Source organism: Paenisporosarcina sp. HGH0030, from assembly GCF_000411295.1.
GTDB lineage: Bacteria > Bacillota > Bacilli > Bacillales_A > Planococcaceae > Paenisporosarcina.
On sequence record NZ_KE150421.1, the window covers coordinates 1,454,730 to 1,479,519 of the forward strand.

A 24,790-nucleotide genomic window follows, 5' to 3' on the forward strand; every position below is an offset into this window, starting at 1 on the left:
TGTCACCTCATTCCATCGACAATTCAACAGCGTGCGCAATACATGGGATCGTTTCACCCTGTTGAAATGAAAGTGGGGATAATAAAGCACCAGTGGCTACCAGCAGTATTTTCTTATATTGTTTCGCTAATAATTCAGCATAAATTGGTCCTAGATAGACCGTTGCAGAACAACCAGCTCCGCTGGCTCCAGATAAAAATTTATCGTCATTTCCGTAAAATTCCGATCCTGCATCACGATATTTATCAACAAGATAAGAAGAAACTCCACTTGTTTTGATAAGTTCCTGTAAAATGGCAAAGCCATTCTTCCCAAGATCCCCAGTCATGACAAAATCATAAGAAGTTCCTTTATTTTGAGCTAAATGTCGCTGAATTGTATCAAAGGCTGCCGGTGCCATAGCACTCCCCATATCAAGTGGATCCGTACATTCACAATCCATAACTTGACCAATTGTGGCAGACTGCACGAACGGTTTACCAACTTGATTGTGGGAAAGAACTCCGTAACCTGCTCCAGTTACAGTCCATTGGCCTGTAGGAGGCTTTTGTGCACCGTATTCAATTGGGTACCTAAATTGTCTCTCAACAGCGTTATGCTGGCTGGCTGCACCAAATAAGATCCGATCCATTTGTTTGGTTTCAAGAAAGAAACTTGCTGTAATTAGAGAAGAAATGCTTGTTGCACAAGCAGAAAACATGCCCATAAACGGAGTAGCGAGCTGGCGTGCCGCAAAATTGGTTGGTGTCATTTGATTGACTAAATCCCCTCCAAGAAACAAATCGATATCCGGGAGTTGAAATCCACCTTTCATGATGGCCAAATTACAAGTATCCTCTATTAACTGGGAATGCCCTTTTTCGTTTGTGTCTTGTCCAAGACGTTCATCATCGTAGACATGGTCGAAATGAGGATGGAATGGACTTTCTTTTTCTAGGGGACCAACAGCAACTGCCGTTGAAACGATACTTGGCTTTGTAGCAAACTGATACGTCCGCGAATTACTTACCAAGAGATCACCCCCATCTTAACGAGTATGGTTTTGATGAGCGCTACGACAAAGGCAGAGAATGTACCATAGACGATAACTGGACCTGCCAGTTTAAACATATTGACTCCTACTCCTAAAATAAAACCTTCCGATTTATGTTCAATTGCTGCAGAGATTACGGCATTACCAAAACCTGTTACAGGTACTGCCGAACCTGCACCACCAAACTGGCCAATTTTTTTATAAATACCGAACCCTGTTAATAACATGGAAATAAAAACCATCGTGGCTACGGTAGGATTGCTCGCTGTTCGCTCAGTAAATGAAAAATAGGCCATGTAGAAAAATGAAATGACTTGTCCGACAGCACAAATGATACCGCCAGTCAGAAATGCTTTCAGACAGTTCTTTAAAACGGGTCGCTTCGGTGCCATCTCGTCCACTGTTTGTTGATATGAATTGGGATCCATTACGTATTCTCCTTTGCCAATGCTCGAAGTTTATCTAAATCTTTTTTCAAAGCATCCTCTGTCGGTTTCTTTTCAATAATTTTCTTAAGTTCCCAAGTGATTTTCAAATCAGGAGATACAAATACATCATGATCAGGGAAAAGCGATTTCACTTCTTTTTCAATTGATTTTGCAATTTTTTCTTTGCTGAATTTCGACATTGGTTCTACTTGCAAGGACACAACCAACTGATGATCAAAGAACACGGCAGCAGCCTCGCTTATTTTTTCATTGTCCTGGAAGATTTTCTTGAGTGATTCAATTTCTTCCTGATCATCATCAACATGATAAATGGATACTTGCGGTTGGTCATTTGAACAACCCACCAATAGCAATAATATACAGATCAACAATCCGAATTTTTTCATTTTCAATTCACCTTTTATCCTAGTATGATGTTTTTCCAAAAATTTATGTATAAATTGGTTACGCGCCCTGACCAACGAACACAATCTACATATTGTATAAAGACTCTTAAAGAGAGTGAGGTGAAAACAAAATGGGATGTGGACGTAACTTGGAATCATCATCATCATCATCGTCATCGTCATCTTCATCTTCTGGACATTTCAAGAAGAAAGATCAATGTATCTGTGATGTAGTTCGTGCAATCAAAGACATTCAAGATCGAGCAACGGACATGGACTGTCCGGTATGTCCAACAAATTGCTTCTTGGAGCCACTTGGTGGATTAGTAAGTCCTTCTCGTCACCAAGCTGATACTCGCGTATTCATGCTTTTGACGGATGACGGTACACCGTTCAAAGCTTTCTTCCGCGATAATGATCGTAAAGACTGTGATTGCTTCTCTGTATTCTTCCGTGTAGAAGAAATATTCGATGGTTGCTGCGCAACACTTCGTGTACTAGAACCTTTGGATCATCATCATAAAGAAGTAGATCTTTTAAACGACTGTGGTGACAAATTGGATTTAAGAAAAATTTGTAAAGTTCGAGATTTCAGACTTTCTAATAGCTGTATTACCGTTGACTTGAATTGCTTCTGTGGCATTGAATGTGTAGCAGACGTATTTCTAGGTGTTTGTGACTAATAAATAAACACGTCAAGCGTGCAGTGTCTAATTAGCTCGACTTCCTATCAAAAGGAGTCGGGCTTAGTTTTGTTTTATCAACAGAATGTGTAAAATGACAAAAATAATTCGGCTAGTTCCAGATAAAAAGAAAAAACATCCACTATGTTAAAATGGATGTTTTCTTCACTACTATTCACACTCGAATCGGGAGAATTTTTCCTCCCCACCAAATCTCTTTAATTTCGTTAATTTCAAATGCCATAATCTCATCTTCAGCTGATTTAATTTGGACACTATCTTGATAAAGCACATCCACGATTCCGCCAATTTTTTCACCATCTTTTAATTGAAAAAAAAGTGGCTTATACACAAACTTTGCAAAATCTGACGTCAAAAAGCGCAATCTTTGCCACATCAATGGATCGGTTTCAATTACGGTTTCGACTTTGGCTTCAACTTCGGCTTCGACTTTGGTTTCGAGGGCTTTTACAACAGGCTCCGGGAAGATTGAAGTACTTTCTTCTTGCCAACGAGACACCTTACGTACATACCTATAGACCGGCGGACCTTGGACAAAAAGGAGCGGATCATTTTCCAATGGAATACACACACCCTTTTTGAAATAGCTTATGCTGCAGGTTTACAATATGTGAAAACCGCTGTCACAATGAATGGTTTCACCTGTAATCCCGCGTGATAATTGACTAAATAAGAACAGTGCCGTATCCCCTACTTCTTCAGGTGTAGTATTGCGACGAAGCGGTGCACGTTCTTCGATCTCTTTCAACACACTGTTAAAATCACTTACACCTTTAGCAGACAACGTGCGGATTGGGCCAGCTGAAATGGCATTGACACGGATGTTATATTTCCCAAGATCTGCTGCCAAGTATCGTACTGACATATCAAGCGATGCTTTGGCAACACCCATGATATTGTAATTCGGTACCACTTTTTCTCCGCCTAAATAAGTTAAAGTGACAATACTTCCGCCTTCTGTCATTAATGGCTTAACAGCTTTCGCTACCACCGTTAATGAGAAAGCACTTATATTATGTGCAAGCAAAAACCCTTCACGTGAAGTATCTGAGAAGTTCCCCGCTAACTCTTCTGTTTTAGCAAATGCGATACAATGGGCTAAACCATCTACTTTTCCTACTGCTTGTCCAATTGTTGCGAAACATTTCTCCACATCTTCGTCATTTGTTACATCACATGGAAGAACAATTTCATGTTTCCCTTCCAATGTTGCTACTAAATCACGCACGGGTTTCTCGAATCGTTCCCCCGCATACGTGAAAATGATATTCGCTCCAGCTTTATCCAACGACTGTGCGATTCCCCAAGCGATACTGCGTTTATTTGCTACACCCATGATGACAAACGTTTTCCCCTGCAATGACAAAGACATATAAAAATCCCCCTAATTAATATTCTTTATTAATACCTGGTACTAATAATACATCACAAAAAAAGAAAGTGCAAAAAGAATATGACACTAGTAATAGCTAGTGGGTTTGTGAAGGCGCTTTTCATATAACAAAAAACCAGAACCCCAAATCAATGGGGTTCTGATTTTCATTAAGCTAAAGTTGTGTGAGAAACATGCTAGCCAATCCTAAATAGATTAAAATGCTGATAATGTCGTTGAGTGTCGTAATAAATGGTCCAGACGCCACAGCGGGGTCGATATTCATCCGGTGAATGAGTAACGGAATGAAAGATCCCGATAAGGTAGCAACAAAAATGGAGCCGAAAATTGCTGCCCCGACTAACAGTCCAAGCAATAAATCGTGTTGACTGAAAAACACAATGCCCACGCCAAATACCGCACAAACAATACCGGTGATTAGGCCTGTACCCGCTTCACGCATCAACAATTTCAATTTGCTTTGTTCGGCGATATCGCCTGTTGCAATCCCCCGAACGGCTACAGCAAGTGCTTGGGTCCCACTATTGCCTGCCATTCCTGCAATTAACGGAATAAAAACGGCTAAAATGGCAACCTGGTCTAGTGTTTCCTCAAAAATACCCATCAAGTTTGCAGTGAGCATCCCCAAAAACAATAAAATGATGAGCCATGGCAACCTTTTTTTTGCTGCTGTTAATGGCCCTTTATCAAATGTATCCATCTCTGATACGGCTGCCAATTTCGAGTAATCATCATTCGCTTCTTCTTCGAGTACATCTAAAATATCATCAACTGTGATGATTCCAAGTAAATGATTTTGAAAATCTACTACAGGCACTGCCAGGAAATCATAGTCTTTTATCATTCTTGCTACTTCTTCCTGATCGTCACTGACTGACACACTTACTACACGTTCATTTCGAATCGTACGTATAAGAGTGTCTTCTTCGGCAATAATTAAATCACGTAATGAAACAACTCCCGTCAGCTGGTGATCATCGTTGACGACGAAAAGGTAGTAAATGGTCTCAGCTTCAGGGGCAGCGTTTCGCAAGATGGTCATCGCAGAGCGACATGTTGAATTTTCGGGAATTGCTACATATTCGGTCGTCATAATGGATCCGGCCGTATATTCTTCATAATGGAGCAAGTCTTTGATTTCCTTAGCCGACTCATCATCCATGATAGTCAAATAGCTGGCTACTTGATCTTTGCCCAGCTCATTTAGTACGTCTACAGCATTATCGGCATACATTTCGGATAACATATCCGCCGCATACGTATTGTCCATTTCTTTTAGAAAAGGTTCATATTCATCGTCATCGAGTTCAATCGACTGGAAAATTACTGCCATTTCTTTCGGAGAGAGATACTGATAGATAATTTGCCTGCTGTCAGGTCCCACCTTTTCAAAAAATTGTGCCTGATCATATGGATGAAGCGCTAAAAATTCATCTCTGAATTCATCTACTTGTTGGTCAGTCAAAAATGCTAGCAGTTGTTCAGCATCGAATTGGTTTTCTTCGTTATGTTTACGCTCCTCTGTCATGTATGCCCCCTCCTTTCTTTGCCCGTTACAATTCTACATTCCCCATTGTATGGGGTAAACTGAAGTTATAGCAAACTATTTTTATAATGAGGTGAACGAATTGTTGTACGATATCGTTGGAGATATCCATGGATGTTACGAAGAACTGACTGCATTGATTGAAAAATTAGGCTATCAACCGACTGAAGAGGGATTCGTTCATCCACATGGACGCAAACTCGCCTTTGTCGGAGATGCAGCTGATAGAGGACCGCAATCCTTGGCAGTCCTGAACTTATTGTTTGATTTGCAGGATGCCACGCAATTAATTTATTCCCCGGGAAATCATTGCAACAAACTTTATCGCTATTTTAAAGGTCATAAAGTTCAAATTACTCATGGTCTGGAAACGACCGTAGAAGAATTTAAGCAATTATCTCCAAATAAACAAGAACCATTTAGAAAGCGATATATTGCTTTTTATGAAGCACTTTCACCCTACCAGCAGCTTGACGATGATCAACTGATTATCGCTCATGCTGGAATACGCGAAGATATGATCGGTAAACCGATACAAAAAAATATTATTGTTTTTGTCTTATACGGTGATATTTCCGGTAAACAACATGCTGATGGTCGTCCAATACGGGGAGATTGGGCCAAACATTATAAAGGTCCTGCATTTATTGTATACGGTCATACACCTACCAAAGAAGCACGCTTCAAAAACCGAACAGTGAATATCGACACCGGCTGTGTGTTCGGCGGGAAATTATCTGCCCTTAGATATCCTGAGATGGAAGTGGTTTCAGTACCTTCAATCCAGCCATATGTAGAAGAAAAATTTCACGACTATGAAAACTATGAAAACTAATGGAGTAATTTACTCATATCGTCTGGCAATGGACTCGTAATGGTTAAAATTTCTCCGGTTAAAGGATGTTTAATATCTACAGATGCACAATGGAGTGCCTGTCGTGTAATTAAGTCCAGTTTCCCCCCGTATAGATCATCTCCCATGATCGGATGACCAATATGAGCCAAATGTACACGAATTTGATGAGTTCTTCCCGTGTGCAATAGACATTTCACGTGTGAAAAATGTGAATCATATCGAATGACACTGACATCGGTATGAGCAAATAGACCATCTTTCCGTACTTCTCTCTCAATAATACTGCTTCCTTTACGTCCAATCGGTTCGATGATTTCTTGTGTCTGTTTCTCGACTCTGCCGTGAACAATGGCTTCATATGTCTTATTCATGACATGTCCTTGATTCATGATGTGATGGATGTGTCGATTTTTAACTAAACAGACTAAGCCAGATGTATCACGGTCTAGTCGAGTCAAAATATGGACTGTCGAAGGAATCGACATTTCTTCATAATAGTGAGCTACATAATTGGCTAACGTGTTTGATGGATGTTCCCTGGAAGGAATGGTGCTTTGACCAGGCGGTTTATTGACAATCAAGAGGACATCATCTTCGTAAATGATTTCCAGTGGACCTTCTTGGCGAATCAGCCCTGCACTCACTTCTTCATAAGGAAAAAGAACGGTCACTACATCCCCAACTGAAAGTGGATGTCTGACCGTTTTTTCTTGTCCATTTACTAGTAAGGAACCGCCGTCAAATTTAATTGATGTTAAAGTGCGTTTGGAAATCCCCCATTTACCTAGGGCTTCACGAAGTAATATAGGCTCTGTTGCGTTAAATAGTAAATGAAATTGTTTATACATCGCTGTCGATAAATGAATCGTGTACACGTTTCCAGAAAGGAAATGGACGGAATCGAGCAAATCGCACTTTTTCTTTTGCTACACGATATTGGATGGATTTTACGTCTTTATGGAGCAATTGCAAATGATCAATCGTCACCATGAAATCGACGGCCTTCACTGGTTTCAAAACGCATGTATGATGTGATGGTAAAACCAGAGGAGCGCCGACTGTACGGAAGACCCGATTGTTGATGGACGCCATTTCCGTCAACTGCATCGCTTCCAAAGATGGGTGAATAATTGCTCCACCAAGCGCTTTATTGTAGGCGGTACTTCCTGAAGGTGTCGACATACATAACCCATCGCCACGGAAACGTTCGAAATGGCTGTCATTCAGTTCGACATCCATCACCAATGTCACATCAGGAGATTTGATTGTGCTTTCATTTAAAGCCAAATAAACACTTTCTTCATCCGTATTACGATAATTAATTGTCGCTTCCAGCAAAGGATATTGAATCACTTCGAATTCTTTTTTGGCAATGGAAATCACCAACTTCTCGATTTCAGCTGGTTTCCAATCTGCATAAAATCCTAAATGACCTGTATGAATTCCAACAAAGGCTACTTTCGACAATTGTTCACTATAGCGATGAAACGCGTGCAACAATGTCCCATCTCCACCTATTGAAATCACGATATCAGGTGACTCTTCATCCCACACCAGTCCAAAATCCGACAAGTAGGTTTTGGCATTGGCCATCAATTCGTTTGAGTGTGCATCATTCCTTGATTGAATGGCAAATTTCATAAATGCTTCGACCTACCTTCCCCAGAGTTAGATGGGAAATTCGCATTTCCACTCTCTTTATATTCACTGAAATATTTTTGTGCTTCCTGGATTTCATCACGGATTAGTGACATCTCTTCATCTAAACGAAATGCTGCTTCAGCTGCACTTTGCAAGCGGTTTTTTATTTCTTCGGGAAATAATCCCTTATATTTGTAGTTTAACGAATGTTCAATGGATGCCCAAAAATTCATTGCCAACGTGCGGATTTGAATTTCCACCAGGATATGAATTTTCCCATGAATGGTTTGGACGGGATATTCAACAATCATGTGATATGAACGGTAGCCACTTGGTTTCTCATGTGAGATATAATCACGTTCTTCAACCACTTTGATATCGTGACGATTACGCAGTAACTCTACCACTGTCTCTATGTCATCAACGAATTGACACATGATGCGCAACCCTGCAATATCTTGCAGTTCATTAACTAGTATGGCAGAGGGCTCGAAAGCAATTCCTTTTTCAAGTGTTTTATCATAGATACTTGCAAGAGGTTTCACACGGCCAGTAACAAACTCAATTGGTGAGTTTGTATTTGCTATTTCATATTGCGTCCGCATACCCTTTAATTTTATTTTCAATTCATCTACTGCTTGCTTATAAGGCTCTAAAAAACGTCTCCATTGCCCCATGACCAGTCCCCCTTGCCAATGCTATCTTCGTGAATTTATTATGAATTCAATTTGCAGCCAGTTGTTCTTTAAAAGCTTCTTCTACTGCATTTGCAAATTCTTCACCGTAATTGTGATTTCCTTCGATATTGAAGATCAGCATATTTAATTCTTCTCTGAAATTATCAAGCACAATATCCGTCTTTCCCCAAACTAACACTGGGTCCTTGTCTGCACCAAGTGACACTGCCAGTAATGGCCACACTGTTTTGGGAAATAGAACATATGTATACCCATCGGAGTCATCCATTAAATAAACGAATGCATTCTCATCTGAATCAGTGATTAACTGACCAGCCGCTTTTACTTCCTGATTGGTTGGATCTTCTTGCAATAAAAAACGGATATCGTTTTCATTTTGCACGCCGCTATCGACAATATAAGTTTTACGCAATGTTTGCTCTTCCTTTCAATCTTTACTACCCCATATTTTATCATAGGTTCCCATATGTTGCAGTTTGCAATTTTTTCAGCATAATAAGAAGGAAGGTGGTGAATCACGATGTCCATTCAAAAAGAAATAGAATTTAAAAATCTGTTGGAAAAAGAAGAGTTTCATAATTTATGCCGTGAATTTGGCGTATCTGAGCATGACTTTCGCATGCAGACAAACACATACTTCGACACGAAGGATTTTCAGTTACGTGATGCTTACATGGGATTTCGTTTACGAGTCGTTGGACAGCGCACTGAATTAACCTTAAAAGCACCTGGTGAAAATAAACATACCATGATTGAAACTACACGCCTGTTAAGTGCAACAGAAAAAGATGAAATTTTGCAAAACGGCTTTATTATGCCCCAATCTTACAGTGAATTCCAGTCTTTACCCGAGGTTCTATTCGCATTTGGATCTCTTCATACACATCGTGTAGAAATTCCGTATCAAGATGGCTTGCTCGTATTGGATCGCTCCGACTATTTGGGGAAGACAGATTATGAAGTTGAATTTGAAGTGAATGATTATTTAAGTGGACAACATAGCTTTAATGAAATGCTTTCAACTTATAGAATTCCAATTCGTAAAACACCAAAAAAAATTGCCCGGTTCATGAAAGCGGCTCAACATAAATAAACTGTATGAATAGTAATACCGCTTGTACATTTATAAACTTGCATTCGTTGTTACGAAAATAAAATTGTATGTAAGAATTAACAAAATCGATTTGTTTGAGAAATATACGTGAGGTTGATAGAATGGGAATACAGCGCAAGCAAAGGAGTTTATAAAATGACCCGAAAACCTATTATTCCTTATGAGGAAATTGGTCCGGATAAATTGTCGCAACTTGTTGATGCATTTTACGAGAGAGTCGCGGCACACCCAAAGCTTAAGCCTATATTTCCAGATGACTTGACGGAAACAGCTCGTAAACAAAAACAATTTTTGACACAATATTTAGGTGGACCTAATATTTATTCACAAGAACACGGACACCCGATGTTACGTGCCCGACATATGCCTTTCCCTATCACACCAGACAGAGCACAAGCATGGCTTGAGTGTATGCATGATGCAATGGATGAGGTCGAGTTAGAAGGAAAAATCCGTGACGACTTTTATCATCGCCTTGTGCTAACGGCTCATCATATGACGAACCGGCCAGATCAAGAGGAGGAAATCGAGTGAATAACTTGCAGATTCCGCCCGAAGCGATAGTTTCTACGAGTTCAACAAAGCCAATTGAGCTTTACGCATTTATTGACCCACTCTGCTCTTCATGCTTTGATTTACAACCGATTGTGCGAAAATTACAAGTCGAATATGAACAATATTTCACGTTACGTGTAGTACTTAGTACGAAGCTTTCTACTCTTAATTCATTTTGTGCAAATGATTCGGTAGATGCCGATGATTTTACACATCCAGCACTTCCCTCTGTTGCCATTAAAGCTGCGGAGCTACAAGGTAAACGAGCTGGAGTCCGATATCTTCAAAAACTTCAAGAACAGTTTTTCTTGGATACAAAAAACGTTGCTTCATTTACAAGCCTCATAGCAATTGCGGAAGAAGCACAGTTGGATGTAGAAGAATTCAAGTCAGATATTCAGTCAAAAGAAGCCACCCGCGCCTTTCAATGCGATCTCCATATCAGTCGGGAAATGGAAGTCAGTGAATCGCCTAGCATGGTATTTTTCAATGAACATATTGAGGATGAAGGACTGAAAGTGTGTGGTGTGTATTCTTACGAAGTATACGAGAAAATTTTGGCTGAGATGTTGGATATGGAACTAAGTCCTCAAGAACCACCCACACTAGATGAACTTTTTATACGCTATCATACATTGTCTACTAAAGAAATCGCTTCCATTTACGGTGTGACAAACTATGCCGCGGAGCGAGAATTAAAAAAACGAACACTACTACAGCAACTTGAACGCATTCCATTGGCAGATACAAATCAATGGAGACTCAAATCTTATATGCAAAAAGCGTGAAACCTCCCTTTAAATAGGGCATATACTTTATAAAAACTATCCAAAGACAAAAGTAACTGCCCCCCACTTGTTAAACACAACTAACAAGTGGGGGGCAGTTTTTATGGAGATATATCCATTAAACATGGTTTGGCTCATGCGGAACAGGCTGCTAGCGCAAATGTAAGATAAACATCAGTATAGTTCTAGAAAAAAATAAAGAACCGTCCTTCCATTTCTGGAGTGACGGTTCTTTTCACAAAGGGGATGGGAGAAATGTTCACGTTCAAACAAAGGGGTGTATGTTTGTGTGTGATTTATTTCACATTTAAACGATATCATGACATAACGAGTAAATCAATCCTTCACAATCTTTTTCACAAAATCGTCATAAGGTAAGCGCTTCCAGTAAAATGCGATTCTATTTCTACCATTTGAATGATATACCGATATAACTAAAACACCTCCATCTATTTCAGATGGAGGTGGATAATGATTATTTTAATAACAAACTTTCAAGTTCAGCTAGCTTCTCTTCAAACACTTTACACGCTTCTTCAATCGGTGCAGCGGATGTCATATCAACTCCTGCTTTTTTCAGCACTTCAATCGGCGTATCTGAGCATCCCGCTTTCAGGAATTGGTTGATATAGCGATCAACTGCTGGTTGACCTTCAGAAAGGATTAGATTGCTCAAAGCTACTGCTGCACTGTAACCAGTCGAATATTGATATACATAATAATTGTAATAGAAATGTGGGATACGAGCCCATTCCAGACCGATTTCTTCATCAACAACCAAGTCGTCACCAAAGTATTTTTTATTCAAATCATAATAAACTTCAGTCAACTTATCTGCTGTCAATGCTTCCCCGTCTTGGTTCATTTTATGAATCAAATGCTCAAACTCAGCGAACATCGTTTGACGGAATACAGTACCTCGGAACCCTTCCAACCAATAGTTCAGCAAGTAAATTCGTTTTTGCTCGTCTTCAATTGTGTTTAACATATATTCGTTCAATAATGCTTCATTACACGTTGATGCAACTTCAGCTACAAATATAGAATAGTCCCCATAAATAAATGGTTGATTTGCGCGTGAATAATAGCTGTGAAGGCTATGACCAAACTCATGGGAAAGTGTGAATAAATTATTTACATTATCCTGCCAGTTCATTAGTACATAAGGATTTGTTCCATATGCACCAGAAGAATATGCACCTGAACGTTTTCCTTTATTCTCTACAACATCCACCCAACGATTTTCCAATCCTTGTTTGGCAATCGATACATACTCTTCACCAAGTGGCGCAAAGCTCTTAAGCATAATTTCTTTTGCTTCTTCATAAGGAATTTCCATCTTTGCTTCTTTAACTAATGGTGTGTAAAGATCCCACATATGCAATTCGTCGACACCTAATACTTTCTTGCGCAAAGAGACGTAACGTTGTAATAAGTGCAAGTTCTTATTTACGGTATCAACCAAGTTATCATACACTTGCTCAGGAATATGATTTTCAGACATTGCAGCGTGACGTGCAGAAGTATAATTACGAACTCGAGCATTCACGTTATCGCGTTTAACATTCCCAGCTAATGTTGAAGCGAATGTGTTTCGGAACTTTCCGTAAGTACCATACATGGCACGGAAAGCATCTTCACGCACTCGACGATCAGAGCTCTCAAGTAAGCGGCTGTATCGACCGTGGGTCAATTCCAGATCTTCCCCATTTTCATCTTTAATCGTAGGGAATTCTAAATCGGCATTGTTCAACATTCCAAATGTTTCAGATGAAGCATTTGCCACTTCCGCGAATTGAGCCAATAACGCTTCTTGTTCTGCAGGAAGAACATGTGGACGCATTTCATTAATTTCTTTTAATACTTGTTTATATAATTTCAAACCTTCATGTTCTTCTACATAATCTTTGACTTTCGCTTCATCCAACGCCAATAGTTCTGGTGTCATGAAAGATAAACCTGTTGATACTTTTACAAGCAAAGTCTTAATACGGCTGTCCATTGCTTGGTAGTGGCTATTTGTTGTATCTTGATCGTAACGCATGTGAGAGTAAGTATATAAGCGATAGATACGCTCCAACACTTCATCTTTATACGTAAAAGCATTGAAAAGAGCTTCTGCCCCGTTCTCAAAGGTACCTTTAAATGTTTCTGCTTTTTCTGCGAGCCCACTTACTTCTTTGTATTCACTTTCCCATGCTTCATCGCTAGAGAAAATGTCTTCAAGCTTCCATGTCAAATCTGTTGGTACTTCACTACGTGATAAAATTTTGTTTTTTGTTTCTGTCGTCATTTCCGTTCCCCCTTGAGTCGATTTGATAGAAAAATCGAATAACTTCTATATTTTCTCAATTTTCCTAACGTTTTGCAACTATTAACCTATGAAAAAGTTGTTTTAAAAATGTTTCTTGCATGATTTGTTGTGACACTAATTTAGATAGATCGAAATTTATTTGCTGTAGCAATTGGCAATATTGCATGACTACATCTTTCGCTATTTTAAAGTCTATTACTCTACAGTATTCGGCAAGAAATGCTTCTATCCAACCTTCGCTGATATTATCGAAATCTACTTGCTTTTGGGATAGCGCGCATATTAGCGCTAACTGCCATTCTGTAGAATGGTTTTGGAAGACTTGTGATCCAAGGAGTGGAAAGCCTATATATAACGGTAAATCTTTTGGTAGAATGCGTTGAATATAACAATTGTTTAAAAACTTATCTCTGGTACCAAATTTACTGGAATAAATTCGATTGGTTAATAACTTGGAGCGTTTATGCTGGTAAAAACTCCAATATTGATTTGCTTCGTTCTGAGTAAGTGGTTTTATGTGTGCAAAAGGAAAAGTTTGAAACTTATTTGGCAAAGTACAAATCTTGGCTATAAATGATGACCCGCTAATATGTAATAGATGACTAATATAAACAAATTGAGTACTGGTCGGATCATAGGTGATTAACGAGGGCTTGGATGAAGAATCTATTGTGATAAACGACTGCTCAAACTTGGATAATTTGATGAAAGTTACGCCAGTTGCCTTGACATTAATATTAGCAGGGGTGCGAAGTAACCAAACGGATGGAATTTTCACTTGATTATATCCAAGATTTCTTTTATAGACATCGTCTATGGGTATTACACTGCACTGAAATTCTACAGCAAATAAATTTCTGCCTCTTTGCACCAATAAATCAGGTCGTTGTGAAATTTTCGGAATGAATGCTTCGACCTCTACTTGAAAACCTACTCGTGTAAAGAATTCAGCAAGCTGTTGTTTTCCAATTAAATGTGTTGGGGATTCTCTTTCAGAAAATGAAGTAAAACAATCGCTTAGAACGATATGGGCGAAATGGGGAGTGACGACTTTGCCAATTTTTAAGCGAAGGGGGTTTCCGCATTGGGGGCATGTAAATTGGCTTGTACTTCGCATTAGTTCCAACTGACTTTTTGTCATATGTCTTTCCAGTGTGAAATTTTTCTCGTTATTTATTTGTGCCGTTAGAATACACAACACCTCCTTTTTAATATTTTACGAATATTCCAACATAAAGGCAATTAAAAAATTGTCACTCACCTCTTTAGCACAATGACAGCAACACAAAAAAGAATATTTATTTTGAACCAAGACATAAAAAAATCCTCCCCGTTAAGGGAGGCGATTAACTGAAATATTTATTGATTTGCTCAAATACCTCATCGGCCATTATTTCTTTGCCATACTCTTTCATACGATGAACCGTCACGGTTGAACCGGACGTATATTCAGAAAGTATGCTGACCATATTTTCAATTTCTTCGTCATTCATTAACTCAGCATCTGCTTTAACGTATAAGTAGTAACGATCTTTATAAGCGAATAAAGACGTTGATACATACGAAGGCAAATCAATGCGCTTAGCTAATGGAATCAAATCTTCAAAGTCATTCACAAAAAATGTGAATTCACTTTGAGGTTCATCTGAATCAGTAAAAAGTCCACCATATTCATCATAAGATTGTTCGTCTGATGAACTTTCAGACATATTAGAAAAGTATTGACCCTTTTCATCCATTTCAAATGGAGAGTCTACTTTCTTCCCATCACGATTAATTTGTGCCCGAGTTACTGTTACTTCAAGTCCTTTATCCATTGCATGAACTTGAATCCACAATGGACCTTCGACTTCAAAGTCTGATTCATCATTAATTTCATCCATCATTTCCCAAAAGAGTTCTTCGCTTTTATCTCGATTAAACCAAATTTCGTCTCGGCTGAAGCCTCTTTTTTCAATGTCGATGTATGAAATGTAGAATTTGACTGTGTTTTCATTAATGCGTTCGATATCCATTTTACACATCTCCCTTCGATCGCTTTAAAGGGATTCCCCTTTTTTCAGCAACACTTCAAGCCGCTTACCGATACAGTGTCTGTTTCTATTGTATGACGGTCCAGAGAAAATGAAAAGGATATGCTCCTACTCTGGAAAATACAATTTATTAGCATTGTAGTAGAGCGAGAAGAGATTGGCAAGCTGAAAAATGCAAAATGACTGACGTTTTCTTCTCAATTAAAATTAAAAGAAGAATCAATCAGTCATTTTTCATCCGAATTTAGTTAACCATGCGTTGTGCTTCAAGCAATTGATAAGCCCGAACTTTACGAGGTAAAAAACGACGAATTTCATCTTCGTTATAACCTACTTGTAGACGCTTTTCATCTAGAATAATTGGACGACGTAACAGTCCAGGATGTTCTTGAATTAATTCGTACAAACGTTGAAGTGGTAAGCTTTCAACATCAACATTTAATTTTTGGAATATTTTAGAACGAGTGGAAATGATCTCATCAGTACCATCTTCCGTCATTCGAAGAATTTCTTTAATTTCGCTAATACTTAGCGGTTCCGAAAAGATGTTACGCTCAGTATATGGAATGTCATGCTCTTCTAACCATGCTTTCGCTTTTCGACATGATGTACAGCTAGGAGAAGTAAACAATGTAACCATCATAGGAACACTTCCTTTCAAATGTGTAAACAAGTTCAAGTAAATTGTAACAACTTTTAATTTAGAATTACTTTAATATAGGTTAACAAAATTTATTATACACCATTTTCAAGATTTTTAATATAGAATATGAAGAAAAAGTCAAGTAATTTAATGTGGCGTCACATTTTAGCAATAATATGTAGGAAGCACGCACTCTAACTCAATTTCTATGCTATACATTTAAAATATACCCGCATCTAACCTGTTTTAAACAATAAAATTTGTTTGGATTTTCAATTCTCAATTAGAGAATGAAAATGACAAAATGTTTTTTCTCTTCATTAAATAATACGTTTAAAACACCCAAAAGGTTTCATATTTAGAAAAAAAAAAAAATTCTCTTCCATACGAAAGAGAATTTTTTCTGTGTTATGGTGTGTAATCCACACCTGGCGAATAACGATTGCCCGCATTCCATAATAAGTATTCTTTTATACCAGCTTCACTTAACGCACGTATTTGCGCTTCCACTTCTGCAGCACCGTATTTCTTGTAATTCCCTGCTCCTAAGTAGGAAGCTGTGAAATCCTGTAACCATGGACGTGAAATTGGCGGACTTTCAAGTTTGCCCAGTGTGGCATTTTCAGCTTTTGCATATTCTTGGACAAGTCGATACGGTTCTAAATCTGGCTTAGCGATGCCAAAATAAGACGTCCAGTGACTTGGGTAGATCATTGACGAAATCACATCAACATTTTCGGAAATTTTCCCGAAATTTTGTCCGATTCCTGGTGCTTCAGGTAAGGTTGCGGCATACCCGAAGATATCCACAGATACTTTTACATCATAAGGTTTTAATTTCTCACGTGCATACGCTACAAAATCGGTCACTGCATGAACACGTAGTTGTACATCGTCATCTTTAGAAGTTGCATAGTCACCTTTTCCATATTTAAGTGAATCAGAACGCGTTTCAAATCCTTCAGGGAAACGTACATAATCAAATTGGACTTCCTGGAAGCCCATTTTTGCAGCTTCTATTGCAATGGCAACGTTATGATCCCATACTTCTTTCATGAAAGGGTTTACAAATGATTCTCCGCGACCGTTTTTCCAGACTGTTGAACCTCCCACAAAGGAAAGCTCTGGTTTGGCATTAGCAAGGTTGGAATCTTTGAAAACCACTACACGTGCGATTGGGTATACTTGTTTTTCCTCTAAAACTTTTAACATCGCTTTTGGATCTTTAATATATGGGTTTCCGATATTTAAAGGTTTTAATGGTGAGTCGTCGGCTGGAACATATGTTAAATCGCCAAAATCATCTTTAATATCAATAACCATGGCATTTAATTCAGTGGAATCCATTAACTTCAATAACTCTTTAAAGCGTGCTCCTCCTGCTGAATGACCAGTTACATAGACACCACGGATGGCATCAGGATAAGTGAAATTCATACCCGAATCAAATCGAAACAATGCGGAAGCAGTAATCATTTCTTCTTCAACCGTAGTAAAGCCATATGTACGTTCAGTAAAGTCCTTGACGATTACTTCTTTCGCTGCATAGCCTGAAGTAGGCATTAATAATGCTGCAACTAAAGCACTTGTTCCTATGTATTTTCTTACTGTCATAATTTGTACTTCCTTTCTATTCTCTACCATTTTAGCAAGTATACATATGCATTTAAAGATTAATTTGTCATATAAAAAAAGAAAGCCAATGTTAAACTTTCTCGGTTGTTTTTAAAAAATAGGCTCTGTTTAACTTGATTGTTGTTTTGTATCAAATTAAGAAGCGTATTCGATATTTTGAGTCGAATACACTTCTTGTTCTTTCGTATGGAGAATAATACTTACATTAAACTCCCTAATGCAATATAAAACTTTGGATAGATACGAATAGCGAAAATGCAAATACGCCTATCAATAACCAGCCTGTCAGCTTTTTATTTTGTTGGAATTCTTGTATTCCCGTCACCAACATTGCTAAACCTAAAAATAAAATCAAATATGCTTGAAATTCAAAATTTCTTGTAATTAATCCATAACCAGCTAATGCTAATGTAATAATTGAAAATAGAATCCGTAAAATCATTAACAAAGTTTATCTACCTCCTTAAACTAAACTCTGCCTATTTTCTTAACTAAGGCATTTTTTTCTTCATTATATAATATAATTCTACAAATATTCCCAAAATTTTTGTTATGCTGTCCTTTTTCTTAATGGAATCGTTGCGTTAGTTTCGTTTATTGGGTATAAACATATGTTCTATACAGTCGAATATCACAGTATTATTAAACAGATCCCAAAAAAGGAATCTGTGCCATTTCCGCAGCCGAACTAACAAACCTCCTCGGGCCAATAGGATGTTGGTCACGAAGGTGTTACCACAAAATTGCATTTTGCGACGAGTAACCGCAGGAGCAATCTTTTTTTTTGCGACGAGTAACCGCAGGAGCAGCATTTTCGAAGAATGAGACCCACAAGTATGTGGTTTTCATACTCGTTGGCTAATGCGGAACATACGGCTAGCGTATATGTACGAGAAACAAACTTCTCTTTTAACAGAGCCAAAAGAAAAAGCCATTCCTTATGAAGGAATGGCACATTTCATTTTTCCCGTGTATCAAAGTTCATTATACACGAGCTGCAGAAGTTAACTTTAATGATTCAAATTCACGTTCTGAACAGAATACAAAATGTCCAGGTGTTACTTCACGCATCGCAATTTCTTCCCCATCTTGATAGTTATGAGATGTAGGATCGTACGATTTACGTACGCGTGTACGCTCATAGTTAGGATCTGGAAGTGGAATTGCAGATAACAAAGATTGTGTATAAGGATGTAATGGGTTATTGTACAACTCTTCGGCAGGAGCCAATTCAACCAATTTCCCGAAATACATCACACCGATACGATCAGAAATGTATTTTACCATCGACAAGTCATGTGCGATAAATAAATAAGTCAAACCTTTTTCTTCTTGTAGTTCTTTTAATAAGTTAACTACTTGTGCTTGAATCGATACGTCCAACGCAGAAATTGGCTCATCAGCGATGATGAATTCAGGATCTACTGCAAGAGCGCGAGCGATACCAAGACGTTGGCGTTGTCCACCCGAGAATTCATGTGGATAGCGGTTTGCATGTTCTTTATTAAGACCAACAGTCTCTAAAAGTTCATGGACACGATCTTTACGCTCTTTTGAATTTTTTGTTAAGCCATGAATATCTAAACCTTCTGCAATAATATCCAATACTTTCATACGTGGATTGAGCGACGCATATGGATCTTGGAAAATCATTTGCATTTTACGGTTAAATATTTTTAAATCCGACTTTGATTTTTTCCCATGTACATTAATTCCATCGAAAATCACTTCGCCGTCTGTTGCATTATATAAGCGGATAATTGAGCGGCCAGTTGTTGATTTCCCACAACCTGACTCTCCAACCAATCCAAGTGTTTCACCTTTGTAAATATCGAAGCTAATGTCATCTACTGCACGCACTTCATTAGCTTTGCCTTCATTGAAATATTGTTTTAAGTTTCTAATTTCTAGCAATTTTTCAGCCATCAGCGCGCAACTCCTTCATAGTATCGACTTCCCGGGAATTTCTTCATACGTTCCACAATGGCAGCTGGCGGCTCGACTTGAGGTGCTTCCGGATGTAATAACCAAGTCGCAGCGTAATGTGTATCGCTCACTTGGAATACTGGCGGAGCCTGTTCCAAATCGATTGCAAGTGCATAGTCACTACGAAGTGCAAATGCATCTCCTTTTGGTGGATCCAATAAATCAGGAGGTGTCCCTGGAATTGCATATAATTTTTCATCTGCTGTATCCAGAGAAGGCATTGAGCTTAATAATCCCCATGTATACGGATGTTGGGGGTTATAGAAAATCTCATCCACTGTACCCATTTCGACAATACGTCCACCATACATAACCGCAACTCGGTCTGCAACGTTTGCTACAACACCCAAGTCATGTGTAATGAAAATGATAGATGTATCAATTTTCTTCTGTAAATCTTTCATTAATTCAAGAATTTGAGCTTGAATCGTAACGTCCAATGCTGTTGTTGGTTCATCCGCAATCAGAATCTGAGGATTACAAGCAAGAGCAATCGCTATAACGATACGTTGTCGTTGGCCACCAGAGAATTGGTGTGGATATTGTTTAATACGTAATTCAGGTTTAGGCATCCCTACCATACGCAATAAATCAATCGCAATTTTTTTCGCTTCTGTTTTCCCTACTTTTTGGTGCTTTAACAATGGTTCAGTAATTTGACGACCAATTGTCATTGTAGGGTTAAGTGAAGTCATCGGATCTTGGAAGATCATTGAGATATCTTTACCACGAATTTTTTGCATTTCTTTATCTGAGAGCTTTGTTAGATCTTTGCCATTGAACAAAATTTGTCCGCTTTTGAATTCTGAACTAGATTCTGGTAAAAGACGCATAATCGCTTTTGTTGTTACTGATTTCCCTGAACCTGATTCACCAACAATCGCTAGCGTTTCCCCTTTTTGCAAATCGAAGTTTACACCACGAATGGCTTTTACTTCCCCTGCAAAAGTGTGGAAGGAAAGCTGAAGGTCTTTTACTTCTAAGATTTTTTCCATTGTCGCTTTCCTCCTTCTTAATCTTTCATTTTCGGATCAAGTGCATCACGTAATCCATCTCCGAGTAAGTTAAATGCCACCATCAATAAACTCAAGACAATTGACGGGAACATCAAAATATGCGGTTGGAATTTGATTAGTTTATAACCATCGTTAATCAATGTTCCAAGTGATGCAGCTGGTGGTTGTAACCCAAGACCGATAAAGCTCAAGAAAGCCTCGAAGAAGATTGCACCTGGAATTGTGAACATTGTGTTGATAATAATAATTCCTAGAATGTTAGGAAGTAAGTGTTTAGAAATGATGCGGTTGTTGCTTGCTCCTAAAGTACGTGAAGCCAATACGAATTCCTGGTTTTTATATTTAAGAACTTGTCCACGTACAACACGTGACATCCCAATCCATCCAGTAATTGTAATGGCGATAATAATGGCCATGATACCTGGATCCATGACGAGAATCATTAAGATAACCACGACAAGGTTTGGAATTCCGTATAAGATTTCAACGACACGTTGCATGATATCATCTACTCGTCCGCCATAATATGCAGAAATTCCTCCATAAAGAACGCCGATGACCATATCTATTAAAGCTGCAATGAATGCAATGAATAATGAGATTTGAGTACCTTCCCATACACGTGAGAACATATCACGTCCTAATCCATCAGTACCGAACCAGTAGTATTCGTCTACATTTTTCAGTTCATACAAATCTACTTCTTTACCTGCCAAATTCCCTGTTCCGTCCCAAATACCGATGTTTTCAAAACCTGGAACTTTCGGTGGTAAGTTTGCATGAGTAAGAGTTTGTGTCTCTGCATCATGCGGACTTATCATTGGCCCTACAAATGACATGATTATAATCAAAAACAAAATGACAATACTAACGATGGCCGCTTTGTTTTTACGAATGCGTAACCATGCATCTTGCCAGAAGCTTAAACTTGGTTTAGTAATACGTTCTGCTGCACTGCTATCTATTGTAATACGGTTAAAAGAACCAGCAGGTAATTTATCTAGATTTTGTGTCATTAATTATTACCTCCTGATAAACGGATACGTGGGTCGATTACTCCATAAAGAACATCGACAACTAAGATAATGAAAATCAAGAATACAGAGAAGAACAACGTTGTTCCCATAATAATTGAATAGTCATTGATCATAATCGCTTTTACAAATTGCTCACCGATACCTGGAATCGCAAATATTTGCTCGATAACAAGTGAACCTGTAAGTAATCCAGCAGCAACTGGTCCTAAAACCGTTACCAAAGGAATCAAAGCATTACGGAAAGCATGCTTAAATGCTACTTCAAATCCACTGGCACCTTTAGAGCGTGCTAGAGTAATATAATCTGAGCTTAAGACTTCGATCATTTCTGTACGGATGAAACGTGAAGCAATTGCAAGTGGTCCCATTGCTAATGCAATGGAAGGCATAACACTGGACATCCAGCCGTCTTTCCAAAGAGCTACTGGGAACCAGCCTAATTGTACGCCGAACCAATATTGAAGAGTTGTTGCAAAAACGAATGATGGGATAGAAATACCGATAATAGCAATTAATGTACTACCGTAATCCCAAATCGTATTTTGTCGTAATGCGGCAATCATCCCAAGGATAATACCGATGAAAACTCCTAAAATCATACCTTGTGCACCTAGTAAGAAAGATGGTCCTAAGCGATTGAGAATTAAATCTGTTACGCTCGCACCTTTAAACTGGAATGAGTTACCTAAGTCACCTTGTGCTAAATTTAGCATGTATTTACCATACTGAACTGGTAGTGGTTCATTTAAACCATATTTCGCCTCTACTACCGCTAGCTGGTCAGGGGTAAGTTTCGAAGCGGATGCAATAGGGGAACCTGGTAGCGTTTTCATTAAGAAAAATGTTGCTGTCGCAATCAGGAAAAGAGTAATGAACATATAAAAAACACGTCTTGCGATATACTTAGCCATTTTTGCACCTCCTAAGTGAATACGAGCAGAATTTAAATTCTACTTTTCTATATAAACAGATGAAACTAGTTAATGTCAAATTAATATTTGAAAATAGTAAATTTTTAATTAATTCACTCTCATTTAAAAAGAGAGTATATGGCCCTATTGGATACCATATACTCTCTCTCTATGAGATTTTTTTTCTTAGTTAAAGATTACTCTTTACCTGAGATGTACGCCCATTTGTATGAGTAGTCTCCACCGAATGGGTGAGAAACAATACCTTTAACATAAGGTTGTACTAATGCCATTGTTCCGCGTTGGTAGATCGGTCCAATTGCATAATCTTCTTGAACTAACATTTTCTCAGCTTGAGCCATTGCTTCCCAACGACCTTCTGCATCAAGTGCAAGTTCACCTTTAGCTGATTCAATCAACTTGTCAAACTCAGGGTTAGAGTAAGACATTAAGTTATGAGAAGAACCTGTTACGAACAAGTCTACGAAAGTCATAGGATCTTGATAGTCAGGGCCCCAACCAGAAACTTGGATATCATAATCTTGTTTTTCATCAAGTTCTAAACGAACGTTGAATGGTACTTCTTTAAGTGTGATTTTTAAACCTTCAAGGTTAGTCTCTAATTGAGATTTGAAGTACTCATCCATTTTCTTAGAAAGGTCAGAGTCTCCACCTAGAATTTCAAGAGATAATTCAGTAACACCTAGCTCAGATAAACCTTTTTCCCATGCAGCTTTAGCTTCTTCAACATTGTAAGTAGCCATGTCGCCATTTACTTCGCGGAAGTCAGCACCTTCAGCAGTGAAAGTGAATTCTTGTGGTACTAAGTAGTTAGCTGGAAGAGATCCGTTAGCTAATACTACATTTGCTAAATCTTCTTTGTTGAATGCTTTAGCAAGTGCTTCACGAATGTTTACGTTAGCAAGTGGTGTTTTCTTACCGTTACGTTCTTGGTTATATTTGAAGTAGAACACAGTTGGCTCTAATTCTTTTAATAGATTTTCATCGTTAGCATATTGCATAGCATACTCACCAGAAAGACCAGTACGATCTTTTTCGCCAGTTGTGTAAAGGTTAACTGCAGTAGCTACTTCTTTAACAACGTCGAAGTTGATTTGAGTAAGTTTTACAGTTTCTGCATCCCAATATTGTTCGTTTTTCTTAAGTTTCCAAGTTAAACCAGTGCCATCCCAATCAGTCATAGTGAATGGACCGTTGTAAAGAATTGTTTCAGAATTTGTTGCATATTTATCGCCTTGTGCCTTAACGAATTCTTCTTTCAGCGGGAAGAATGTTCCGAATGACATCAATGAGATAAAGTAAGGAACTGGACGCTCAAGAGTAACTTCAAGAGTTTTCTCATCTAGAGCTTTAACTCCAAGGTCAGCAACTTCAGCTTTTTTCTCACCGATAGCAGTTGCGTTTTTGATAACGCCAGCCATCATGTAAGGACCGTATGGTGAACCAGTTGCTGGGTCAATTGCACGTTTCCATGCATACTCGAAGTCGTTAGCAGTAACAGCAGAACCGTCAGACCATTTAGCATCACGTAACTTGAACGTGTATGTTAAACCATCTTCAGAAATTGTTGGTTCCTCAGCAGCCATAGCTGGAACAGGAACATTTTCTTGATCCAAACGCATAAGACCTTCGTTTACGTTACCTAACATATCGAAACCAACTTGGTCTTCAACGATTGAAGAATCCAATGATGGAATCTCAGCGACGTGGTTTAGATTAAGGATTTGCTCCGCATCTAAAGCACCTTCAGCTGGTTCTTCTGTACCTGTATCGCCGTCTCCTTCAGTTGCTGGTTCAGTTGAAGGTTTTTCTTCATCTTTACCACAAGCAGCTAAGAACATACTAAGTACTAGCATAAGACTTAATAGCCAAACTAATTTACTTTTCTTCACTTAAAATGACCTCCTTAAATATTCTGAAAAATTGTTACAATGTTAATTATACATATTCAAAAAAATCTGTACAGTCTTTTTTTGAATATTTTTTACACTTATGTAACAGAAAGATTACAAGAACATAACAGAACCGTTG

General features: G+C 38.4%; 26 protein-coding genes. 5 read left to right on the forward strand and 21 right to left on the reverse strand.

Annotation, left to right across the window (positions count from 1 at the left end; genetic code table 11):
* Positions 1-7: 7 nt before the first annotated feature.
* Genes HMPREF1210_RS07255 through HMPREF1210_RS07265 form a run of 3 tightly spaced genes read right to left on the reverse strand, consistent with a single transcriptional unit; the run spans position 8 to position 1,868 of the window.
* Entirely contained in the window at positions 8-1,012 is a 1,005-nt protein-coding gene (locus tag HMPREF1210_RS07255) for a stage V sporulation protein AD (protein ID WP_016427993.1), read from the reverse strand.
* Positions 1,006-1,461, reverse strand: coding sequence for a stage V sporulation protein AC (gene spoVAC, locus HMPREF1210_RS07260; RefSeq protein ID WP_016427994.1), 456 nt, complete (start codon positions 1,459-1,461; stop codon positions 1,006-1,008). The genes HMPREF1210_RS07255 and spoVAC overlap by 7 nt, the downstream gene beginning before the upstream one ends.
* Positions 1,461-1,868, reverse strand: coding sequence for a YhcN/YlaJ family sporulation lipoprotein (locus HMPREF1210_RS07265; protein ID WP_016427995.1), 408 nt, complete (start codon positions 1,866-1,868; stop codon positions 1,461-1,463). Before HMPREF1210_RS07265 ends, spoVAC begins: the two co-directional genes overlap by 1 nt.
* A gap of 131 nt (positions 1,869-1,999) precedes the next feature.
* On the opposite strand from HMPREF1210_RS07265, the gene HMPREF1210_RS07270 reads away from it, so the two are divergent.
* Positions 2,000-2,551, forward strand: coding sequence for a CotY/CotZ family spore coat protein (locus HMPREF1210_RS07270; RefSeq protein WP_016427996.1), 552 nt, complete (start codon positions 2,000-2,002; stop codon positions 2,549-2,551).
* A gap of 175 nt (positions 2,552-2,726) precedes the next feature.
* Here the strand turns inward: HMPREF1210_RS07270 and HMPREF1210_RS07275 are convergent, their stop codons facing one another.
* The 3 genes from HMPREF1210_RS07275 to mgtE form a co-directional block, all read right to left on the reverse strand.
* Positions 2,727-3,131 (reverse strand): hypothetical protein, encoded by a 405-nt coding sequence (locus HMPREF1210_RS07275; RefSeq protein ID WP_016427997.1) that lies wholly within the window; start codon positions 3,129-3,131, stop codon positions 2,727-2,729.
* Positions 3,132-3,173: 42 nt separating this feature from the next.
* The gene (gene fabI, locus HMPREF1210_RS07280; protein WP_016427998.1) at positions 3,174-3,944 is read right to left on the reverse strand and encodes an enoyl-ACP reductase FabI; all 771 of its coding nucleotides are present in this window, start codon (positions 3,942-3,944) and stop codon (positions 3,174-3,176) included.
* A 175-nt stretch (positions 3,945-4,119) separates the two neighbouring features.
* A complete protein-coding gene (gene mgtE, locus HMPREF1210_RS07285; protein WP_016427999.1) occupies positions 4,120-5,493 on the reverse strand; it encodes a magnesium transporter in 1,374 nt (457 codons plus the stop codon).
* Between the two features lie 100 nt (positions 5,494-5,593).
* Here mgtE and prpE point away from each other — a divergent pair, with 100 nt between their 5' ends.
* Entirely contained in the window at positions 5,594-6,346 is a 753-nt protein-coding gene (gene prpE, locus HMPREF1210_RS07290) for a bis(5'-nucleosyl)-tetraphosphatase PrpE (RefSeq protein ID WP_016428000.1), read from the forward strand.
* On the opposite strand, the gene HMPREF1210_RS07295 is transcribed toward prpE, so the two are convergent.
* From HMPREF1210_RS07295 to HMPREF1210_RS07310, 4 genes are read right to left on the reverse strand one after another with little or no spacing between them, the layout of a single operon-like run.
* The gene (locus HMPREF1210_RS07295) at positions 6,343-7,215 is read right to left on the reverse strand and encodes an RluA family pseudouridine synthase (RefSeq protein WP_016428001.1); all 873 of its coding nucleotides are present in this window, start codon (positions 7,213-7,215) and stop codon (positions 6,343-6,345) included. The genes prpE and HMPREF1210_RS07295 overlap by 4 nt on opposite strands.
* On the reverse strand, positions 7,208-8,008 hold the full coding sequence (locus tag HMPREF1210_RS07300; protein WP_016428002.1) for an NAD kinase: 801 nt from the start codon (positions 8,006-8,008) through the stop codon (positions 7,208-7,210). Before HMPREF1210_RS07300 ends, HMPREF1210_RS07295 begins: the two co-directional genes overlap by 8 nt.
* Positions 8,005-8,685 carry a GTP pyrophosphokinase family protein gene (locus HMPREF1210_RS07305; protein WP_016428003.1) on the reverse strand — a complete coding sequence of 227 codons (681 nt, stop codon included), beginning with the start codon at positions 8,683-8,685 and terminating at the stop codon, positions 8,005-8,007. Before HMPREF1210_RS07305 ends, HMPREF1210_RS07300 begins: the two co-directional genes overlap by 4 nt.
* Positions 8,686-8,731: 46 nt before the next feature.
* A complete protein-coding gene (locus HMPREF1210_RS07310) occupies positions 8,732-9,118 on the reverse strand; it encodes a hypothetical protein (RefSeq protein ID WP_016428004.1) in 387 nt (128 codons plus the stop codon).
* Positions 9,119-9,226: 108 nt separating this feature from the next.
* Here HMPREF1210_RS07310 and HMPREF1210_RS07315 point away from each other — a divergent pair, with 108 nt between their 5' ends.
* The 3 genes from HMPREF1210_RS07315 (at position 9,227) to HMPREF1210_RS07325 (ending at position 11,163) form a co-directional block, all read left to right on the forward strand.
* Complete coding sequence (locus HMPREF1210_RS07315) at positions 9,227-9,799, forward strand: CYTH domain-containing protein (RefSeq protein ID WP_016428005.1); 573 nt, start codon at positions 9,227-9,229, stop codon at positions 9,797-9,799.
* 156 nt (positions 9,800-9,955) lie between these two features.
* Complete coding sequence (locus HMPREF1210_RS07320) at positions 9,956-10,354, forward strand: group 2 hemoglobin yjbI (protein WP_016428006.1); 399 nt, start codon at positions 9,956-9,958, stop codon at positions 10,352-10,354.
* Positions 10,351-11,163 (forward strand): ClpXP adapter SpxH family protein, encoded by an 813-nt coding sequence (locus tag HMPREF1210_RS07325; RefSeq protein WP_016428007.1) that lies wholly within the window; start codon positions 10,351-10,353, stop codon positions 11,161-11,163. Before HMPREF1210_RS07320 ends, HMPREF1210_RS07325 begins: the two co-directional genes overlap by 4 nt.
* A gap of 475 nt (positions 11,164-11,638) precedes the next feature.
* Here the strand turns inward: HMPREF1210_RS07325 and pepF are convergent, their stop codons facing one another.
* The 11 genes from pepF to HMPREF1210_RS07380 form a co-directional block, all read right to left on the reverse strand.
* Positions 11,639-13,456, reverse strand: coding sequence for an oligoendopeptidase F (gene pepF, locus HMPREF1210_RS07330; RefSeq protein WP_016428008.1), 1,818 nt, complete (start codon positions 13,454-13,456; stop codon positions 11,639-11,641).
* A gap of 64 nt (positions 13,457-13,520) precedes the next feature.
* A complete protein-coding gene (locus HMPREF1210_RS07335) occupies positions 13,521-14,678 on the reverse strand; it encodes a competence protein CoiA (RefSeq protein WP_255349284.1) in 1,158 nt (385 codons plus the stop codon).
* A 145-nt stretch (positions 14,679-14,823) separates the two neighbouring features.
* Positions 14,824-15,492 (reverse strand): adaptor protein MecA, encoded by a 669-nt coding sequence (gene mecA / locus HMPREF1210_RS07340; protein WP_016428010.1) that lies wholly within the window; start codon positions 15,490-15,492, stop codon positions 14,824-14,826.
* Positions 15,493-15,754: 262 nt separating this feature from the next.
* Positions 15,755-16,150: a transcriptional regulator SpxA gene (gene spxA, locus HMPREF1210_RS07345; RefSeq protein WP_162920212.1), complete on the reverse strand. Its 396-nt coding sequence runs from the start codon at positions 16,148-16,150 to the stop codon at positions 15,755-15,757.
* A gap of 411 nt (positions 16,151-16,561) precedes the next feature.
* Entirely contained in the window at positions 16,562-17,767 is a 1,206-nt protein-coding gene (locus HMPREF1210_RS07350; RefSeq protein WP_016428012.1) for a putative glycoside hydrolase, read from the reverse strand.
* 235 nt (positions 17,768-18,002) lie between these two features.
* Entirely contained in the window at positions 18,003-18,230 is a 228-nt protein-coding gene (locus HMPREF1210_RS07355; protein ID WP_369758000.1) for a DUF3953 domain-containing protein, read from the reverse strand.
* Between the two features lie 542 nt (positions 18,231-18,772).
* Positions 18,773-19,714 carry an ABC transporter ATP-binding protein gene (locus tag HMPREF1210_RS07360; RefSeq protein WP_016428014.1) on the reverse strand — a complete coding sequence of 314 codons (942 nt, stop codon included), beginning with the start codon at positions 19,712-19,714 and terminating at the stop codon, positions 18,773-18,775.
* Positions 19,714-20,769 carry an ABC transporter ATP-binding protein gene (locus tag HMPREF1210_RS07365; protein WP_016428015.1) on the reverse strand — a complete coding sequence of 352 codons (1,056 nt, stop codon included), beginning with the start codon at positions 20,767-20,769 and terminating at the stop codon, positions 19,714-19,716. The genes HMPREF1210_RS07360 and HMPREF1210_RS07365 overlap by 1 nt, the downstream gene beginning before the upstream one ends.
* A 17-nt stretch (positions 20,770-20,786) precedes the next feature.
* Positions 20,787-21,806 (reverse strand): oligopeptide ABC transporter permease, encoded by a 1,020-nt coding sequence (gene opp3C, locus HMPREF1210_RS07370; protein WP_016428016.1) that lies wholly within the window; start codon positions 21,804-21,806, stop codon positions 20,787-20,789.
* Positions 21,806-22,738, reverse strand: coding sequence for an oligopeptide ABC transporter permease (opp3b, locus tag HMPREF1210_RS07375; protein ID WP_016428017.1), 933 nt, complete (start codon positions 22,736-22,738; stop codon positions 21,806-21,808). The genes opp3C and opp3b overlap by 1 nt, the downstream gene beginning before the upstream one ends.
* Positions 22,739-22,935: 197 nt before the next feature.
* Entirely contained in the window at positions 22,936-24,651 is a 1,716-nt protein-coding gene (locus tag HMPREF1210_RS07380; protein ID WP_016428018.1) for a peptide ABC transporter substrate-binding protein, read from the reverse strand.
* Positions 24,652-24,790 lie beyond the last annotated feature (139 nt).

What these genes read in the sequence shown, in the direction of transcription:
- spoVAC (WP_016427994.1), bottom strand. Translation starts at nt 1,461, where the DNA reads ATGGATCCCAATTCATATCAACAAACAGTGGACGAGATGGCACCGAAG.
- HMPREF1210_RS07265 (WP_016427995.1), bottom strand. Translation starts at nt 1,868, where the DNA reads ATGAAAAAATTCGGATTGTTGATCTGTATATTATTGCTATTGGTGGGT.
- HMPREF1210_RS07270 (WP_016427996.1), top strand. Translation starts at nt 2,000, where the DNA reads ATGGGATGTGGACGTAACTTGGAATCATCATCATCATCATCGTCATCG.
- fabI (WP_016427998.1), bottom strand. Translation starts at nt 3,944, where the DNA reads ATGTCTTTGTCATTGCAGGGGAAAACGTTTGTCATCATGGGTGTAGCA.
- mgtE (WP_016427999.1), bottom strand. Translation starts at nt 5,493, where the DNA reads ATGACAGAGGAGCGTAAACATAACGAAGAAAACCAATTCGATGCTGAA.
- HMPREF1210_RS07295 (WP_016428001.1), bottom strand. Translation starts at nt 7,215, where the DNA reads ATGTATAAACAATTTCATTTACTATTTAACGCAACAGAGCCTATATTA.
- HMPREF1210_RS07300 (WP_016428002.1), bottom strand. Translation starts at nt 8,008, where the DNA reads ATGAAATTTGCCATTCAATCAAGGAATGATGCACACTCAAACGAATTG.
- HMPREF1210_RS07305 (WP_016428003.1), bottom strand. Translation starts at nt 8,685, where the DNA reads ATGGGGCAATGGAGACGTTTTTTAGAGCCTTATAAGCAAGCAGTAGAT.
- HMPREF1210_RS07315 (WP_016428005.1), top strand. Translation starts at nt 9,227, where the DNA reads ATGTCCATTCAAAAAGAAATAGAATTTAAAAATCTGTTGGAAAAAGAA.
- HMPREF1210_RS07320 (WP_016428006.1), top strand. Translation starts at nt 9,956, where the DNA reads ATGACCCGAAAACCTATTATTCCTTATGAGGAAATTGGTCCGGATAAA.
- pepF (WP_016428008.1), bottom strand. Translation starts at nt 13,456, where the DNA reads ATGACGACAGAAACAAAAAACAAAATTTTATCACGTAGTGAAGTACCA.
- mecA (WP_016428010.1), bottom strand. Translation starts at nt 15,492, where the DNA reads ATGGATATCGAACGCATTAATGAAAACACAGTCAAATTCTACATTTCA.
- spxA (WP_162920212.1), bottom strand. Translation starts at nt 16,150, where the DNA reads ATGGTTACATTGTTTACTTCTCCTAGCTGTACATCATGTCGAAAAGCG.
- HMPREF1210_RS07350 (WP_016428012.1), bottom strand. Translation starts at nt 17,767, where the DNA reads ATGACAGTAAGAAAATACATAGGAACAAGTGCTTTAGTTGCAGCATTA.
- HMPREF1210_RS07355 (WP_369758000.1), bottom strand. Translation starts at nt 18,230, where the DNA reads ATGATTTTACGGATTCTATTTTCAATTATTACATTAGCATTAGCTGGT.
- HMPREF1210_RS07360 (WP_016428014.1), bottom strand. Translation starts at nt 19,714, where the DNA reads ATGGCTGAAAAATTGCTAGAAATTAGAAACTTAAAACAATATTTCAAT.
- HMPREF1210_RS07365 (WP_016428015.1), bottom strand. Translation starts at nt 20,769, where the DNA reads ATGGAAAAAATCTTAGAAGTAAAAGACCTTCAGCTTTCCTTCCACACT.
- opp3C (WP_016428016.1), bottom strand. Translation starts at nt 21,806, where the DNA reads ATGACACAAAATCTAGATAAATTACCTGCTGGTTCTTTTAACCGTATT.
- opp3b (WP_016428017.1), bottom strand. Translation starts at nt 22,738, where the DNA reads ATGGCTAAGTATATCGCAAGACGTGTTTTTTATATGTTCATTACTCTT.